Here is a 15,413-nt window from a genome sequence, read left to right on the forward strand (position 1 = left end):
TGACTATTGACTTATAACCATGAGATCATCTTATTCATAAAAAAAGCCGGGGGAGCAATCCCCCCGGCTTTTTTTGAATACTCTAGAGTTCTTCCGGTTTTGCACTTGGCACGTTTACGAAAGATTTTCGCTTTTTCAGTAATGCGTGGATTGTTAAGAGTTCAAAATAAATATAGCTTTTATCCGGCAGTTCTTCTTCATCTGTTTCACCTTTTAATTCATGTCGCAGAAGAGCAAGTGCCTCAGCATCCATCGGTTCCTGCTCACCGCTCCTGATAATCCTGTTGTTCAGTTGAGAGACGAGTGTGCGGACGGCCTGTTTTTCTTTGATTGACCACCCGGGTGCATCATCTGATGGCAGTGAAATCAGGTTCGCTAAATGAAAAGACAGCTGTCTCAGGAGGTAAATCTTCTTTTGCAGCGTCTGTATTTCATTCATTTCCTCACGTTTATAAGAATGGTAGTGCCATTCCTGCAGTTGAAACCTGCAAAACATTTCTGCACGATCAAGATTGGTGCGAAGTTGATTAGAGGCACTTTCCAAGTTAATCGGTGAGTTTTTCTGGTCCAGAAGCTCGTTTGTTCTTTCAGCGAGAAGCTGTGTAAGTTTAGCTTCCGCCTCACCTATTAATGAAGTGATTTGAACTTTATACTTTGGTGGCATCAGTACAAAGTTGACTAAAGTTGAAGTCAAAATTCCAATACCGGTTGTGCCAAGCCTTTTGACAAACTCCATAAGAAAATGATCTTCCGTCCCTGGAATCATTGCAACTGCAGTCAGCGTAGCGACCAGCATGCCAGCATCCAGCTTTAATTTATAGCATATCCAGATCGTCAGGACTGCTGAGATCGTGTATGTAATGGCAATATCGCCGAGTAAAAATGTAGCAAGCATTGCAATGAAGGCACCGATCGCAGATGCAGGAAAACGGATTAAGCCTTTTTTTATTGAATCTGCTGCGGTTGGTTCAATTGTGACAATTGCCGTGATTACTGCAAACACGACTGGCAGATTTAATAGCTGGCAGATCAGTGCAGTTAAAAATACTGCAACACCCGTCTTTAAAATTCTGCCGCCGATAAATCTTCTTTTTAACCATTGCATATGAGTCGGGAACCTCCTTTTTTAGTAAATTAGACGTGTTATAGTATAGCATACAAAAAGTGGGGGAGATGACATGATTCCGAATATAAGTTACAATACTAATAGATGCAATTTCCACAAGGGGAGCCATATAGGCTGAGAGTGAACAGATTTGTTCAGACCCTTCGAACCTGTAAGTTAATGCTTACGCAGGAATGTGGATGGAAACGGACTTTTCAAGGGTCCCGGGTTTCTATCCCAGGGGCCCTTTTTCTATGGAGTGGCCCGTTGAATTCCCCTGTGTGCGAGCTGCATCGATTTCGCAAAAGGAGGAAAACATATGGAGCGTAAAAAGTTATTATTTTTAGTTGAGGTTGCGATCTTTTCAGCAATCGGGATTATTCTTGACCAGTTTTCATTCAGTCTCTGGCCGCAGGGAGGTTCTATCAGCTTTGTGATGGTGCCCATTATTCTGATGGCATTTCGCTGGGGGTTAAAAGGCGGTCTGTTAACAGGATTTCTAGTAGGTCTGCTGCAGACAATGTTCGGTGCCTATATTATTGATCCTGTTCAGGGGATACTTGATTATCCGCTGGCATTTACTGTGATTGGATTTGCAGGTCTGTTTGCAGGGGTTGTGAAGCGTTCACTTGAAGAAGGATCGATGAAAAAAGCTGCCGTGTACATCACAGCAGGTGTATTTATCGGTGCACTGTTAAGATTCATCTGTCATTTTCTTGCAGGTGTTATCTTCTTCGGTTCAGGAAGCGAAGGTGTTCCTGCGTGGCTGTTCTCACTTGGCTATAACGGTTCATACATGGGCCCTGCCTTCATCCTGACATCAATCGTTCTTGCGACGCTACTGATCTCAGTACCACGAGTTGCAACAAACCGTCAGATGACAAGTGCCTGATATGTTTAAATAAACGGTTCATTTACGCTTCAGGCAGACGCTTTCCGGACGGAGGTTGCCAAGCCTCCTCGCCTTCGGATGCGGGGTCTCGGCTTCACTCTACTCGTCCCGGAGTCGCCGCCTTACGCTTTAATGAACCTTAAATTTAATATGGAAAAGAAGATGGCTTTTAACAAAAACGTCATCTTCTTTTTATTTATAGTGTGGGGGTATATTACTAACTACAAACTTAATAAGTAGTTTATTATCTAAAAGGGTTACATACATAGTTTAATTGGAGCGTAAGGGGTCGACTCCAGCGTGAGAAGCCGGACAGGTGAGACCCCGCAGGCGCGAAGCGATGAGGAGGCTAACCGCCGGCCACGCGGAAAGCGTCCCCCTGCAGCGGAAATTAAACGGTTATTAAAAGTCAGCATCTTTCATGCAATCCACACCATACATATGATATAGTGAACCATTATAAAGCAAGGAGAGAATCAGAATGATTGTACAGAATAATGAAGAACTAGATGCGCTGAAAAAAATCGGTTCAATTGTTGCTGAGATACGCGATGAGATGCGTGAAGCGACTAAACCCGGTGTTACAACTGCTGAACTTGATAAAATCGGACAGCAGAAATTTGAACAATATGGAGCTATTTCAGGCCCAAAAGGTGAATATGACTTTCCTGGTTATACATGCATCAGTGTAAATGATGAAGTGGCACATGGCATTCCTGGTGATCGTGTAATTAATGAGGGAGACCTTGTTAATATCGATGTTTCCGGATCACTTGACGGCTACTTTGCTGATACAGGTATCTCCTTTGTCGTTGGTCATAACGCTGAGCTTGAAAAGTTATGTGCAACAGCAGTTGAAGCTTTTACATTGGCACTGAAAAAAGCGAAAGCAGGCTCTAAGAAAAGTCAGCTCGGAAAAACAGTATCCCGTGTTGCCAGGCAGAATGGTTATCAGGTTATTACAAACCTGACTGGACACGGAGTTGGAAAATCACTTCATGAAGCACCAGACCATATTCTTAACTATCATGATCCATGGGATAACGAATTGTTAAAAGAAGGTGCAGTGCTGGCATTTGAACCATTTATTTCTTCAGGCGCCGACTTTGTTGAAGAGCAAAACGACGGCTGGACTTATAAGACACCTGATGGCAGCCTTGTTGCACAAATCGAACATACGATTGTGATTACAAAAGGTGAGCCGATTATTTTAACAGAATCAAAAGAGGCATAATAAAAAGGACTTGTGGATGCCACAAGTCCTTTTTATTATGCCTGAATTTCTTTCGCTTTCTTCCGCTGTTCCATAAATATTGCACCTGCAAGCAGGAAGAAGGAAATGGCGGTCGGAATGGAAATCCATGATGAAATCAGCAGCATGATTAATACACCGGTTCCACCTGGAGTCGGGTTCTGAGTGGCGATCTGATCAACCTGCAGCACATAGTAAGCAGCAATTACGATTGTCAGGACCAGGAATAAGATATTGGTAACCCATAGCCACTTAACACCTTTTTTATATCCGAAAACAATTGAAATAATCATTAACACAGGCCCCACAAGAAGTGTGGCCAAAAACATTGCAAACAATAACTGCCCGTCCAACATAAAACCTCTCTTCAAAAAATCTTCTTTCACTATTTTAACCTATTAGTAAAAAAATTGCCCGGCTGATTTATTTAAAAGATAATTTTCTACTGCTGAAACTGCTTTTCTTCTTTTTGCGAAGTGCAAAGATTCCTATAAATATGACCACGCTTAAAACATAAGCGGCAAAGACTACTGCGGATTCTCCACCTTCGTTTTTTACGCCTATGCCAATAAAGGCCCAAATAAACACAAGTGGATAAACCCAGTCGCTTTCCTTATAACGAATACCAAGCGCAATAGCAGCAGCAACAATCAGCAGTGCGACTGTCCAGATGACCGATGAAATTCCGAGGCCGTCCCAACCTGCTTCATTCACTGTATAAGCCGTGTTTGCCACAACTGCGACACTGACCCAGCCCATATAGACAGAGAAAGGGAGAAGGTCCCAAAAGCTGTGCTTCGTATGTTTGATTTTTGAGTAAATAATGATAATGGAAATTAATAGTCCAACGATAACAGCAACTGATACTGGAAAGAACTCGTAGTGCCAAAGGAGAATCCAGGAAATATTTAATATACAGCTTATTAAAAACATAAATGATGTAGTTTTATAGACATCTCTTTTCCTTTGAGATCTAAAAGCACCTCTAAGCACCCACAGTCCTAAAAGGAGGTAAATCAAACCCCATATTGAAAATACATAGCCTGCAGGAGTGAATAACACGTTCAGTCGATTTGAAATCTCTCCTGTTGTCTGGCCGTTAATTGGAATAATATTAGCCAGTGCATTTACTGTTACGACCGCAGCAAGTGCAATTAAATTGGTCCAAAATTGCTTCATCAGAAAACCTCCTGTCATCACTCTATTCCCTGCGGACAGAAAAAAAACCTTTTACACCAGCTGATTTTTTACAAGGACCATTTTGATTTGTACATAGCTTACTTCTTCAGGGAGTGATTCTTTTAATGACTTAAGTCCCGGCATTTCCATTTCAGCTCTTTTGGTTAGAATCATTTTTTCAGTTTCTTCATCAAACCAATTTTGGAAGTCGAGCGGATAACCTTCCTCAAAAGCTTTTTGCAAATGTTTTTCGATAGTCTGTGAAGTCAGTGCTCTCAGTTTGGCGATTTCACCGATAGATTGCCCGTCCTGATAAAGTTCATAGCTGAAGAGGTGACTTGGAAGATCAGGATCGCCCGTTACTTCAGGCTGCTTCTGCATAGTTGTTTTTTCAGGAAGTGGTACCATATTTTTATTTTTACCATGTTCTTTAACATAATCAATAATCACTTCTGAGAAAGGAGTGCCGTATGCATCGAGCTTTCTTTCGCCAACACCTTTAATCAAACGCATTTCTTCTTCAGATTCAGGATAATGCTGGGCCATTTCACGCAGTGTAGCGTCTGAAAAGATGACGTAAGGGGGCACAGCATGCTCTTTTGCCAGCTGGGAACGCACCTGTCTGAGCTGTTCAAACAGTGACTCATCATAGTCCGTCTGCTGCTGATGCAGTTGGAATCCTGACTTCAGCCAAACTTCTCTTTCATTTTTTAAAACTGGTACAGCGTCCTGCGTTAAACGGAGAATCGGATATTGTCCGCCATCAAGCGCAAGATAGCCTTCCGCAATTAACAGCTGGATCAGCTCAGTAATTTGTTTTTCAGTTTTTTGATTCATAAGACCATAAGTTGTCACGCGTTCTAAGCCGGTTTCGAGCAATTTTTTTGTGCGTGAACCTTTTAAGACTTTCGCTGTCATTCCCGTTCCGAAACGCTCGCCCATTCTTTTTACTGTCGATAAAATCATTTGGACTTCTCTCGTCCGATCAGTCTTTTCACGGCTGTCAAGGCAGCTGCTGCAGTGCCCACAGTCAGAGGTCATCTGGTGATCTTCGAAGTACTCAAGTATAAATCGGGGCAGACAGCTGTGACTGTGGCAGTAGTTGATCATCTGCTGAAGTTTTTCGTACTCCTCATTCCGCTTCCGTTCGTTTGCGATAGACTGCTCTATTAAGAATTTTTGCAGCATAGAATCCTGCGGGCTGTATAGAAGATAACAGTCAGCAGGTTCTCCATCACGACCGGCACGACCGGCTTCCTGATAATAAGATTCCATATTCATCGGCAGCTGATAGTGTATAACAAACCGTACGTTACTTTTATCGATGCCCATCCCGAATGCATTTGTAGCAACAATGAGCTTTGCTTCATCATAGATGAACTGACGCTGTGCTTCATTACGGTCCTGTTCGGAAAGTCCGGCGTGATAGCAGACGGCACTAGCATTTTGCTGATTCAGCCAGGTGGTCAGCTGGTCTGCTTCTTTTCTTGTTGCTGTATAAATGATCCCTGTCTCATCCTGTTTTTCCTTTAAAAAGCTGGTGAGAAATGAATGCTTGTCTGCACCTTTTACGACATGGAAAGACAGGTTATCACGTGCAAATCCTGTATTGACAATGTGCTGAGGATCAATTGACAGGAGAGCGGTGATATCCTGAATCACTTTATCCGTAGCAGTCGCTGTCAGTGCTGTCAGAACCGGAAGATTTGGGAGCAGACGGATTGTATCGACAATTGTCCGGTAACTTGGTCTGAAGTCGTGACCCCATTGTGAAATACAATGCGCTTCATCAAAAGCAATAAGCGACAGGTCAATATCCGAAATCGCATTGAAAAATGAAGAAGAATCAAAGCGTTCGGGAGCAGCGTAAATAAATTTATAGCGGCCTTCCCTCAGGCCCTGAAGCCGTTCTCTTGTTTCTGCTGCAGTGAGCGTGCTGTTTATGTAAGTGGCAGAAATACCATTTTCATTCAGTGCATCAACCTGGTCTCTCATCAGTGAGATCAGTGGTGATATCACGAGGGCAGTACCGTCGCTGACTAAGCCGGGAATTTGGTAACACAGTGATTTACCTCCGCCTGTTGGCATGATCCCGAGTGCATTTTTCCTATCAAGTATTGATTCGATCATCCGGTCCTGTCCCGGCCTGAATGAATCATACCCGAAGTATGTATGTAACACCTGCTTTGCCTGTTCAATCATGATGAATCATCCCTTCTAGTATTGCTATTTTGTTATTTTAACACGAATGACAAGTGTTAAAGTGCGTAGAAACTAATTGTTTCGGATGTCGAATTATTGTGATAAAATATTACTTGCAGGATTCAGAATATTTGAAATTGGGAGGAATTTTTTATGTCTACAGCTACATATCCGGAAACATGGGATTTAGAAGTATTTTTTAAAGGTGGAAGTGATTCTGCCGAGTTAAAACAGCATTTACGTACATATGAAGAAAAGACTGCAGCATTTGCAAATCAGGTTAAGCAATTTGAAACACCTGATTCAAAAAAAGATGCGGATCAGATTTACAAACTGATTCAGGAAGCGAAAGAATCAATGATGGGACTTCGACAGGCAGGTGCATTTGCAAGCTGTCTGGAGGCGGAGGATATGAATGATTCCGGAGCGGGTGTTCTTCGCGGTAAAGTTACGTCGTTATTTGCAGATTTTGGTACAGCTTTTCAGGCATTTCAACAAAAGCTTTCCAAGTCTGATGAGCATGTGTGGAGTGAGCTTTTAGAGGATGACAAATTAAGTGAATATGCTTTTATTATGACAGAATGGCGAAAAGATTCAAAAGATAAATTATCAGAAGATGAAGAAGGCCTGATCAGTGCGCTGAGCGTAGATGGTTATCACGGCTGGGGACAGATGTACAACGCACTTGTTTCTGAAATGACGATTGATGTTGAAGTCGACGGAGAAACAAAAACACTGTCAGTAGGTCAGGCGAATAACCTGAAATCACATTCTGATGCGAAAGTAAGGGAAGAAGTTACGAACAAACTTGAAGAAGCGTGGAAAAAGCAGGAGAATTTATTTGCACAAACGTTGAATCATCTGGGCGGCTATCGTCTTGCTAAGTATAAAAAGCGCGGCTGGAATGATTTTATGAAAGAACCTTTGGAGTACAACCGTATGAAAGAGGAAACGCTTGATGCAATGTGGGGAGCCATCAGTAAAAGTAAAGAGCCTTTTGTGAAATTCCTTGAACATAAAGCAAAGCTGCTTGGTCTGGAAAAGATGAAATGGGCTCACATTGGTGCTCCGATTTCTTCAAGTGTAAAAACATTGTCTTACAGTGAAGGTGCTGAATTCATCCTGAAGCATTTCAAAAAATTTGGTCCGGAAATGGCATCATTTGCTGAAAAAGCTTTTAAGGATGGCTGGATCGAAGCAGAGGATCGTGCCGGCAAACGACCGGGCGGATTCTGTACCGGTTTCCCACAAAGTGAGCAGTCACGTATTTTCATGACTTACAGCGGTTCAATGTCCAATGTTGCGACGCTGGCACATGAATTGGGTCATGCATTCCATACGTACGCACTTCGTCCAATGGATCCGTTAAATCGCATGTATGCAATGAATGTGGCTGAAACAGCATCCACTTTTGCTGAAATGATTGTATCAGATGCTGCTGTAAAAGAAGCGGATACGAAAGATGAGCAGGCAGCTCTGTTGGAAGATAAAGTTTCGAGAAGTATTGCTTTCTTTATGAATATCCACTCAAGATTTATTTTTGAACAGCGTTTTTATGAAGAACGTAAAGAAGGTTTTGTTACGGCAAAACGTTTGAATGAACTGACAATAGAAGCACAGAATGAAGCGTATGCTGGCGCTGTTGAAGATAACGAGCCGCACTTCTGGGCATCTAAACTTCACTTCCATATTACAGGGGTCCCATTCTACAACTTCCCTTACACATTTGGCTACCTGTTCTCACTAAGCGTGTATGCAAGAGCGCTGGAAGAAGGAACAGATTACGAAGAAAAATATATGGCACTGCTGCGCGATACAGCTGTGATGACGACAGAAGATCTTGCAATGAAGCACCTTGGTGAAGATATCACCAAAGAAGCATTCTGGATGAAAGGGATTGACCTTTGCATAAAAGATGCAGAAGAATTCATCCGTTTGACTTCTGAATGATCATTCGGCCCTGGCAAACTTGCCAGGGCTTTTACTGTTACAGAATGACGGAAAATTATTTTTTCTTTTTGCATTTTACTGGTCGATCTTTTTGAAGCGGGGGTATACACTTATTATAGAATCTTGAAATGGGGAGAATTCCATGGTGCTACTAAAAAGCAGTCGGCTTTACTTTCGTCCGCTTACAGAAAGTGATATTGATGAATTTGTAGAGCTGCTCATCCGCAATAAGCAGTTTTGGACGATCTTTGAACCGAAGCATCCAGAACCATTCTACACACGTGAAGCTCAGCTTGAAAAACTTGTTGAGGCAAAGCAGGCGCAGCGACTTGGGAAGGAATACAGCTGGGGCATCTATCATAATGATACAAACCGATTAATCGGCAGTGTCTCAATCTATTCAATAAGAAGGTTACCTTTCGCTTCAGCTTATATCGGCTATTCTCTTGATGAACACCATACAAAACAAGGTTATGGTACTGAAGCTGTTGAGGCGGCATTAAAGTTTGCATTTCGTGAATTTGGACTTCACAGAGTGGAAGCGATGGTTTCGCCAAGAAATGAAGCTTCTCAAAAAGTATTGGAAAAGGTCGGGATGTTCAAAGAAGGTACCTTAAGAAAAAACCTTTTTATTAACGGAGTCTGGGAAGATCACTACCTATACAGCATGCTCGAGGAGGATTTTTGAAAGGGTAAGCCCTTCTGGGAACGCATCGTCGGCAGGCTGTTAAATAAACTGAATCAGTAAAGGCCGCTTCGTTGAGAGGTGGCTTTTTTGTATTGTCCTGCATATATATACGCCTCAGGTCCTACTACAAAATCAAGCCGGGGCTCCTGTCGGCGGATTCAAAACAAACGTACACTAAGGTTACAAATAACAAAGGAGGCAACAACATGAACAAATTTTGGCTAACAGTCATCGGGATTACCGCTGCAATTGTCGCACTATCAAACCTAGGATCAATCGTCGGTCTTGCAGTCAGCCTTGTGATTACTTATATCGGGGTGAAAGGTTACTTCTCAAGCAGAAAAACATGGCTGAAAGTCGTCTTCGCGTCAGTCGCAATCATCGCAGGTTTGTCTGCAGTCCTTAACGTACCGGCAATCTTAGGCGTAATCGCAGTCTATGTCCTATACGTCGTATGGAAAAAGTGGAACAACAGCGAAGCAGTCAGCGACTTTTCCTACTTTGAGAAACAATGGCAGGACCTTAAGAAGAAATCATATTAATACAATCATAATTAAAAGGAGACGATCATAATGAGTAACGTACTGACAAAAATTACTGAAGTCATCAGGCAGGATATTCTGGAAGCAAAGCGTAACAGAGAGCATTCTAACCCGGTTAATGACATTCAGCGTGAACTGAAAGACTGCCAGGCGGCAGTAAAGAAAGCGAAGCAACTGACAGATCGTCAGGAATTGTTGAAGAAAGAATTTGAAAAAGAATATTCACATGCAAAGTCAATGGCAGATAAACGCAAGGAGCATGTGCAGCTTGCAGAAGAAGCAGGTGAAGAAGCGCTCTCAGCAGCCGCACTTAGAGAGTTCACATATTACAGTGGACGTGCTGAAAGACTCGAGAAGACACTTGCAGAAGCAAATGCTCAGCTTGAAACGCTCGAACTGCAGCTTGAACAATTGACATTTGAACTGAAAGACCTCGAACTGAAACGGCTTGAGTATATGGCAAAAGAAAATGCAGTGATCGGTGAGAAGCAGTCGGCGACACCTAAAAAGGTAACAGAAGAAGATCGCCGCTACCATCAGATTGAACAATATTTAAAAGGAACCGATAAGAAGAAAGAAGAACAGTCTATTGATGAACAGATTGAACAGTTAAAGCATTAATTATTCGGGAGCGGGTCTTACACCTTCTCCCGAATTCAGTCTTTCTGAACTCATGAATACAAGATAAAATAGAGAAGCAGGGAGGTGGACAGAATGGGAAAGTTGCAGCAAATGACATTATCGAACTGGCTGACCGCCATACTGATTGTGGTCCTGGTTGAAATCATTTTATTTAATAGCGGAATGATTTTCTCTTTAGTGCTGTCCGGCGGGCTGCTTTACTTTGGAAAACAGGGTTGGCAGCATATGTATGGGAAAATTATGGTTGGTATCGGGGCAGTCATGCTGCTGATGGCGATTCTATCTATGGTAACTCTCCGAATTCTTTTTGTCGTATTGATCATTTATCTTATTTTAAAATATATGGAAACCAAAAAGAATCCTCTTATCTTTGAACCAGTCGTAAAAACTGAACAGACTTCAGAGGGGGAGAAGGTTTTTACGACTAAAAAACCATTCTTTTTAAATAAATGGGTCGGTTCTCATGAAACACCGAATCAATCGTATGAATGGGAGGATATTCACCTTCAGAACGGAATAGGGGACGTTTTGATTGATTTAAGTAATACAGTGCTTCCGGATCGGGAAGTATTCATATCATTGCGCAATGTTACAGGAAACATTACCATTCTGATTCCATATGAACTGGAGCTTTCTGTTCAGCATTCAGCTTTTGCGGGAGAGGTTTCCATTTTAAAAGCATTCTCAGCAAGACTTTGGAATGAAAATGTGGTGTATCAGTCTGAAGGGTATCAGCATGCACAGCAGAAATGTACAATCCTGTCATCAGTATGGATTGGTGATCTTGAGGTGAAGCGGGTATGACAGCTAAAATGATTCTCCACGCTGTCAGCATTAGTCTGTTCAGCGCGATCATGACCCTCGGATTATATTTGTTATTTTTCCCTCCAGCTGACTGGGGGCTTTTGTGGAACTTAACTATTCTGGATGTTCCATTTATTTTCTTTTTAATTATTCAGCTATTATTAGTCGGCTTCTTATGGGGAGCAATCCAGAGCAGTGGTGTAAAAAAACAAGTGATTACAGTTGAAAGGCAAGTTGATGATCTCCTGCAGGGGCGTGCAGCTTCACATGAAAACACGCCACACATAGCTGAGTTTTCACGGCTTTCTGAAAAAGTGTCTGATCTTCAGAAAATGTGGAATGAGCAGGTTAAAACCAATCAGCGGCTGGCAAGTGAGAGAGTGGAGCAGCAGGAACAGAAAATTCAGGAGATGGTCTCACTTGAAAGACAGCGTCTGGCGAGAGATCTGCACGATTCAGTCAGCCAGCAGCTTTTTGCAGCGTCAATGCTGATGTCAGCTATTAACGAGACTGAAGAATCAAATCATCAGCTTCAAATGGTAGAAAAGATGATTCACCAGTCTCAGGTTGAAATGAGAGCTCTATTGCTTCATCTGAGACCAGCTGCTTTAAAAGGGAAGACACTGCCTGAAGGAATAGAAGAACTATTAGTTGAACTTCAGCAAAAAGTACCGTTGAATATTTCCTGGAAAGCAGATTCCATGGAACTTGCACGCGGAATTGAAGACCACTTATTCAGAATCCTTCAGGAATCAATTTCGAATACGCTCAGGCATGCTGAAGCCACTATGTTAAATGTATTGTGTATTTTAAGAGATGGTTACGTCATTATGAGAATTTCTGATGATGGAAAAGGATTTGAGCTTTCTGAAGATAAAGCGGGTTCATATGGTCTGAATAACATGAAAGAAAGAGCAGCTGAAATAGGCGGGACCTTCAAGGTTGTATCATTGCCCGGTCAGGGAACACGTCTTGAAATAAAAGTACCTTTTGAAGGAAAGGAGGAACTGACATGATTCGCGTATTATTTGTAGATGATCATGAGATGGTCAGAATTGGAGTCGGCTCGTATTTATCATCACAAAAGGATATTGAGGTCGTGGGGGAATGCGATGATGGCGGACCAGCTGTTAAAATGGCGCTTGAACTGAAACCCGATATTATTTTAATGGATTTAGTGATGAAAGAAATGGATGGAATAGAAGCAACTTCTAAGATTATTGAACAATGGCCTGAGGCGAAAATAATGATTGTCACAAGTTTTCTGGATGATGACAAAGTATACCCTGCACTGGAGGCCGGGGCAGTCAGTTACCTGCTTAAAACCTCAAAAGCGAGCGAAATTGCAGAAGCGATCAGAAAGACTCACTATGGAGAAACAGTTCTTGAACCTGAAGTAACTGGTAAAGTCATGCAGCGAATGAGAAGAAAAGAAGTGAAACCTGCTCACTCAGAGCTGACTGCAAGAGAGCTTGAAATTCTCATGCTAATCGCCGAAGGTAAAACAAATCAGGAAATTGCTGATGAACTCTACATAGCTTTGAAAACTGTAAAAACACACGTCAGCAACCTCCTTGGAAAGCTTGAAGTTCAGGATCGAACACAGGCTGTCATCTATGCATTTAAGCATGATCTTGTAAAATAGTGGATCTGCGGTGTTAAGATCTGACTTTATGGGTAAACATGAAGTCATAACCGTATCGAAAGGAGTCCTCAACATGCTTTCATTATTGGATGATCAGGGAAATGACTGCAGCTGGCTGAATAAACCCGAAAATTGGACCCTTCATAATAAAGAGCTCAGTATGACCACCCAGCCAAAAACTGATTTTTGGAGAAAAACCTTTTATGGCTTTGACCAAATGAATGGTCATGCTATTTATAAAGAGCTGCTTGGCGCATTCGAAACAGAAGTAACACTCACCATGAAGGACCCATCAGAACGCTATGACCAGGCAGGGGTCATGATCTTGATTTCTGACGATTGCTGGATGAAGGTATCTCTTGAATACGTACCTGAAAAGTATTCATACCTTGGTTCAGTCGTAACAAATAGTGGTTTTTCAGATTGGTCATCCAAGAACGTCCCGACTCCTGAAGGAGAAATTTCGTTATCCTTTAAGGTGACTCGCGCCGGAGGAGATTACCGTGTATGGGCGAAGTTTGCAGCGGATGAAGAATATGAGCAAATCCGGATTATGAGACTTCATGATGAACCGAACGGACCAGTCAAACTTGGACTTTATGCGTGCAGTCCTTCTTCAGAAGGCAGCTTTACAACCGTTTTTCATACGTGGACAGTACAGAAAGAAGTAAAATAAAAAAGTGTGCGGGATTCCCGCACACTTTTTTAATATCCTTCTTCAATTAAATCAAGTTTCCCGTTACTTGGGTCCACAACTAGACCGTGTACCGGTACTTTTTTGTCCATGAGTGGATGGTTGCGTACCATTTCAACACTGTTCTTTACACTTTCCTGTACGTCATCAAAGCCTTTCAACCAGCTGTGAAGATCGATTCCTGAGTAAGACAGCGTATTAAATATATCTTCTGACACACCGCGTTCTTTCATCTTTTCAACAGTAGCGTGACTATTAACAGCGCTCATTCCACAGTCATAATGGCCAATAATTAACACTTCTTCAGCTTGTAATTCATAAATCGCTACAAGAAGACTTCTCATAATACTGCCAAATGGATGTGTAATGACTGCACCGGCATTGCGTACCATTTTCACATCACCATTTTTTACATTCATGGACTTTGGCAGAAGCTCTACCAATCTTGTATCCATACAAGTTAAAATAACGAGTTTCTTGTTAGGGATTTTTGTTGTTACGTAAGGCTCATATTGCTTTTCTTCTACAAATGTCTGATTAAAAGTTAAAATATCCGATAATAATGTCATATGTATCTTCCTCCTTAACACAACTTTCTTTTATTTTAAAAAATTAAAAGCCATCTGTCTAATTTAACGTGACAGATGACTTTAAGTTCTATTCTTCAAACAGGTATGAAAATTCTTCATAACCTTCTTCTTCAAGGTCTTCAGCCGGGACGAAGCGCATGGCTGCAGAGTTCATGCAGTAGCGAAGTCCAGTAGGCTCAGGACCATCTTCAAACACATGTCCTAAATGCGAATCGGCAAATTTACTTCTTACTTCAATACGCATTCCGAAAATGCCCGGGTCTTCAACTTCTACAATATTTTCAGGAACCAGTGGCTTTGTAAATGAAGGCCAGCCTGTGCGTGAATCGTACTTATCTTTTGAGCTGAAAAGAGGTTCACCTGAGACAATATCGACGTAAATACCATCTTCATAAAATCCGTCATACTCATTGTCGAAAGCTTTCTCCGTTCCGTCTTCCTGAGTCACTTCATATTGAATGTCTGTCAGCATTTCTCTTAATTCCTCTTCAGTATAATTAACTGCGTAAGGACTTTCCTGTTCAACTTCATTTTTTGTCGGAAGATCAACTTCACGTTCATCTTCTTCCCAATATTGATTCAGGAACCGGTCACGTCCGGAGCTGGTCCGGTAGAAGTAATAACGGTCTCCATTTTTCAAGTAGTAATCCTGGTGATATTCTTCTGCTACATAAAACGTTGAAGCTTCAGTGATCGGAACGATAATTTCATCTTCAAAACGCCCTGATTCAATGATCTCCTGTTTGGAAGCTTCGGCAGCTTCACGTTCTTCTTCATTCTTCACAAAAATCTCAGGGCGGTATTGTTTGCCCCGATCGACAAACTGTCCTTCAGCATCAGTCGGATCGATTTGTCGCCAATAGACATCAAGCAGATCCTCATAACTGATCACCTCAGGATCATAAATGACCTGAACTGCTTCCGTATGACCGGTTTCTCCGTTAGCCACTTCTCTATATTCAGGGTTTTCTTCATCTCCACCTATATATCCCGAAACGGCGTCTCTGACACCAGCTAACTTTTCGTAAGGAGGCTCCATACACCAGAAACATCCACCTGCAAAAATAGCTGTCTCTTCATTTGGTGCCAGATCAGCTTCTGTACTTGCTTCACTTCCATATGAGCGGTTCAGAAGTTCATCCGAAAACACAAAAAAGATGATAGCTGCGATAATTAAAACGCCGGGGATCAACATCACCCAACTTTTCTTTTTCATTTCTCCACCCCA

Annotated in this window: 16 protein-coding genes and 1 riboswitch; of the genes, 10 read left to right on the top strand and 6 right to left on the bottom strand. The window is 42.0% G+C overall.

The features are described 5' to 3' along the window. Positions 1-82: 82 nt before the first annotated feature. Complete coding sequence (locus E2626_RS13810; RefSeq protein WP_134382372.1) at positions 83-1,105, bottom strand: aromatic acid exporter family protein; 1,023 nt, start codon at positions 1,103-1,105, stop codon at positions 83-85. Between the two features lie 109 nt (positions 1,106-1,214). Continuing rightward, positions 1,215-1,317: riboswitch (TPP riboswitch) on the top strand. A 107-nt stretch (positions 1,318-1,424) separates the two neighbouring features. On the opposite strand from E2626_RS13810, the gene thiT reads away from it, so the two are divergent. Next, positions 1,425-1,997 carry an energy-coupled thiamine transporter ThiT gene (thiT, locus tag E2626_RS13815; protein WP_134382373.1) on the top strand — a complete coding sequence of 191 codons (573 nt, stop codon included), beginning with the start codon at positions 1,425-1,427 and terminating at the stop codon, positions 1,995-1,997. A 481-nt stretch (positions 1,998-2,478) separates the two neighbouring features. After that, the gene (gene map, locus E2626_RS13820; RefSeq protein ID WP_134382374.1) at positions 2,479-3,231 is read left to right on the top strand and encodes a type I methionyl aminopeptidase; all 753 of its coding nucleotides are present in this window, start codon (positions 2,479-2,481) and stop codon (positions 3,229-3,231) included. Between the two features lie 35 nt (positions 3,232-3,266). On the opposite strand, the gene E2626_RS13825 is transcribed toward map, so the two are convergent. From E2626_RS13825 to recQ, 3 genes are all read right to left on the bottom strand, one after another. Further along, positions 3,267-3,602: a DUF3810 domain-containing protein gene (locus E2626_RS13825; protein WP_166786832.1), complete on the bottom strand. Its 336-nt coding sequence runs from the start codon at positions 3,600-3,602 to the stop codon at positions 3,267-3,269. Between the two features lie 70 nt (positions 3,603-3,672). Then, positions 3,673-4,428 carry a tryptophan-rich sensory protein gene (locus E2626_RS13830; RefSeq protein ID WP_134382376.1) on the bottom strand — a complete coding sequence of 252 codons (756 nt, stop codon included), beginning with the start codon at positions 4,426-4,428 and terminating at the stop codon, positions 3,673-3,675. 51 nt (positions 4,429-4,479) lie between these two features. Continuing rightward, on the bottom strand, positions 4,480-6,630 hold the full coding sequence (recQ, locus tag E2626_RS13835) for a DNA helicase RecQ (RefSeq protein WP_134382377.1): 2,151 nt from the start codon (positions 6,628-6,630) through the stop codon (positions 4,480-4,482). 153 nt (positions 6,631-6,783) lie between these two features. On the opposite strand from recQ, the gene E2626_RS13840 reads away from it, so the two are divergent. The 8 genes from E2626_RS13840 (at position 6,784) to E2626_RS13875 (ending at position 13,577) form a co-directional block, all read left to right on the top strand. Continuing rightward, positions 6,784-8,580 carry a M3 family oligoendopeptidase gene (locus E2626_RS13840; RefSeq protein ID WP_134382378.1) on the top strand — a complete coding sequence of 599 codons (1,797 nt, stop codon included), beginning with the start codon at positions 6,784-6,786 and terminating at the stop codon, positions 8,578-8,580. A gap of 142 nt (positions 8,581-8,722) precedes the next feature. Continuing rightward, on the top strand, positions 8,723-9,268 hold the full coding sequence (locus E2626_RS13845) for a GNAT family N-acetyltransferase (RefSeq protein WP_134382379.1): 546 nt from the start codon (positions 8,723-8,725) through the stop codon (positions 9,266-9,268). Between the two features lie 206 nt (positions 9,269-9,474). After that, on the top strand, positions 9,475-9,810 hold the full coding sequence (locus E2626_RS13850; RefSeq protein WP_134382380.1) for a lmo0954 family membrane protein: 336 nt from the start codon (positions 9,475-9,477) through the stop codon (positions 9,808-9,810). Positions 9,811-9,840: 30 nt separating this feature from the next. Then, complete coding sequence (locus E2626_RS13855; protein WP_134382381.1) at positions 9,841-10,431, top strand: PspA/IM30 family protein; 591 nt, start codon at positions 9,841-9,843, stop codon at positions 10,429-10,431. A 93-nt stretch (positions 10,432-10,524) separates the two neighbouring features. Beyond that, complete coding sequence (gene liaF / locus E2626_RS13860; RefSeq protein WP_134382382.1) at positions 10,525-11,256, top strand: cell wall-active antibiotics response protein LiaF; 732 nt, start codon at positions 10,525-10,527, stop codon at positions 11,254-11,256. After that, entirely contained in the window at positions 11,253-12,272 is a 1,020-nt protein-coding gene (locus tag E2626_RS13865; RefSeq protein ID WP_134382383.1) for a sensor histidine kinase, read from the top strand. Before liaF ends, E2626_RS13865 begins: the two co-directional genes overlap by 4 nt. Beyond that, positions 12,269-12,901, top strand: coding sequence for a response regulator (locus tag E2626_RS13870; RefSeq protein WP_134382384.1), 633 nt, complete (start codon positions 12,269-12,271; stop codon positions 12,899-12,901). Before E2626_RS13865 ends, E2626_RS13870 begins: the two co-directional genes overlap by 4 nt. A gap of 73 nt (positions 12,902-12,974) precedes the next feature. After that, a complete protein-coding gene (locus E2626_RS13875) occupies positions 12,975-13,577 on the top strand; it encodes a DUF1349 domain-containing protein (RefSeq protein ID WP_166786833.1) in 603 nt (200 codons plus the stop codon). A gap of 29 nt (positions 13,578-13,606) precedes the next feature. Here E2626_RS13875 and E2626_RS13880 read toward each other — a convergent pair whose 3' ends face one another. Together E2626_RS13880 and msrB are read right to left on the bottom strand one after the other, a co-directional pair. Next, positions 13,607-14,164, bottom strand: a complete 558-nt coding sequence (locus E2626_RS13880; protein ID WP_134382386.1) for a beta-class carbonic anhydrase — start codon at positions 14,162-14,164, stop codon at positions 13,607-13,609. Between the two features lie 88 nt (positions 14,165-14,252). After that, positions 14,253-15,401 (bottom strand): peptide-methionine (R)-S-oxide reductase MsrB, encoded by a 1,149-nt coding sequence (msrB, locus tag E2626_RS13885; protein WP_134382387.1) that lies wholly within the window; start codon positions 15,399-15,401, stop codon positions 14,253-14,255. Positions 15,402-15,413 lie beyond the last annotated feature (12 nt).

The sequence above is a fragment of the Jeotgalibacillus salarius genome, assembly GCF_004405125.1.
In the GTDB taxonomy this organism is placed as follows: domain Bacteria; phylum Bacillota; class Bacilli; order Bacillales; family Jeotgalibacillaceae; genus Jeotgalibacillus; species Jeotgalibacillus salarius.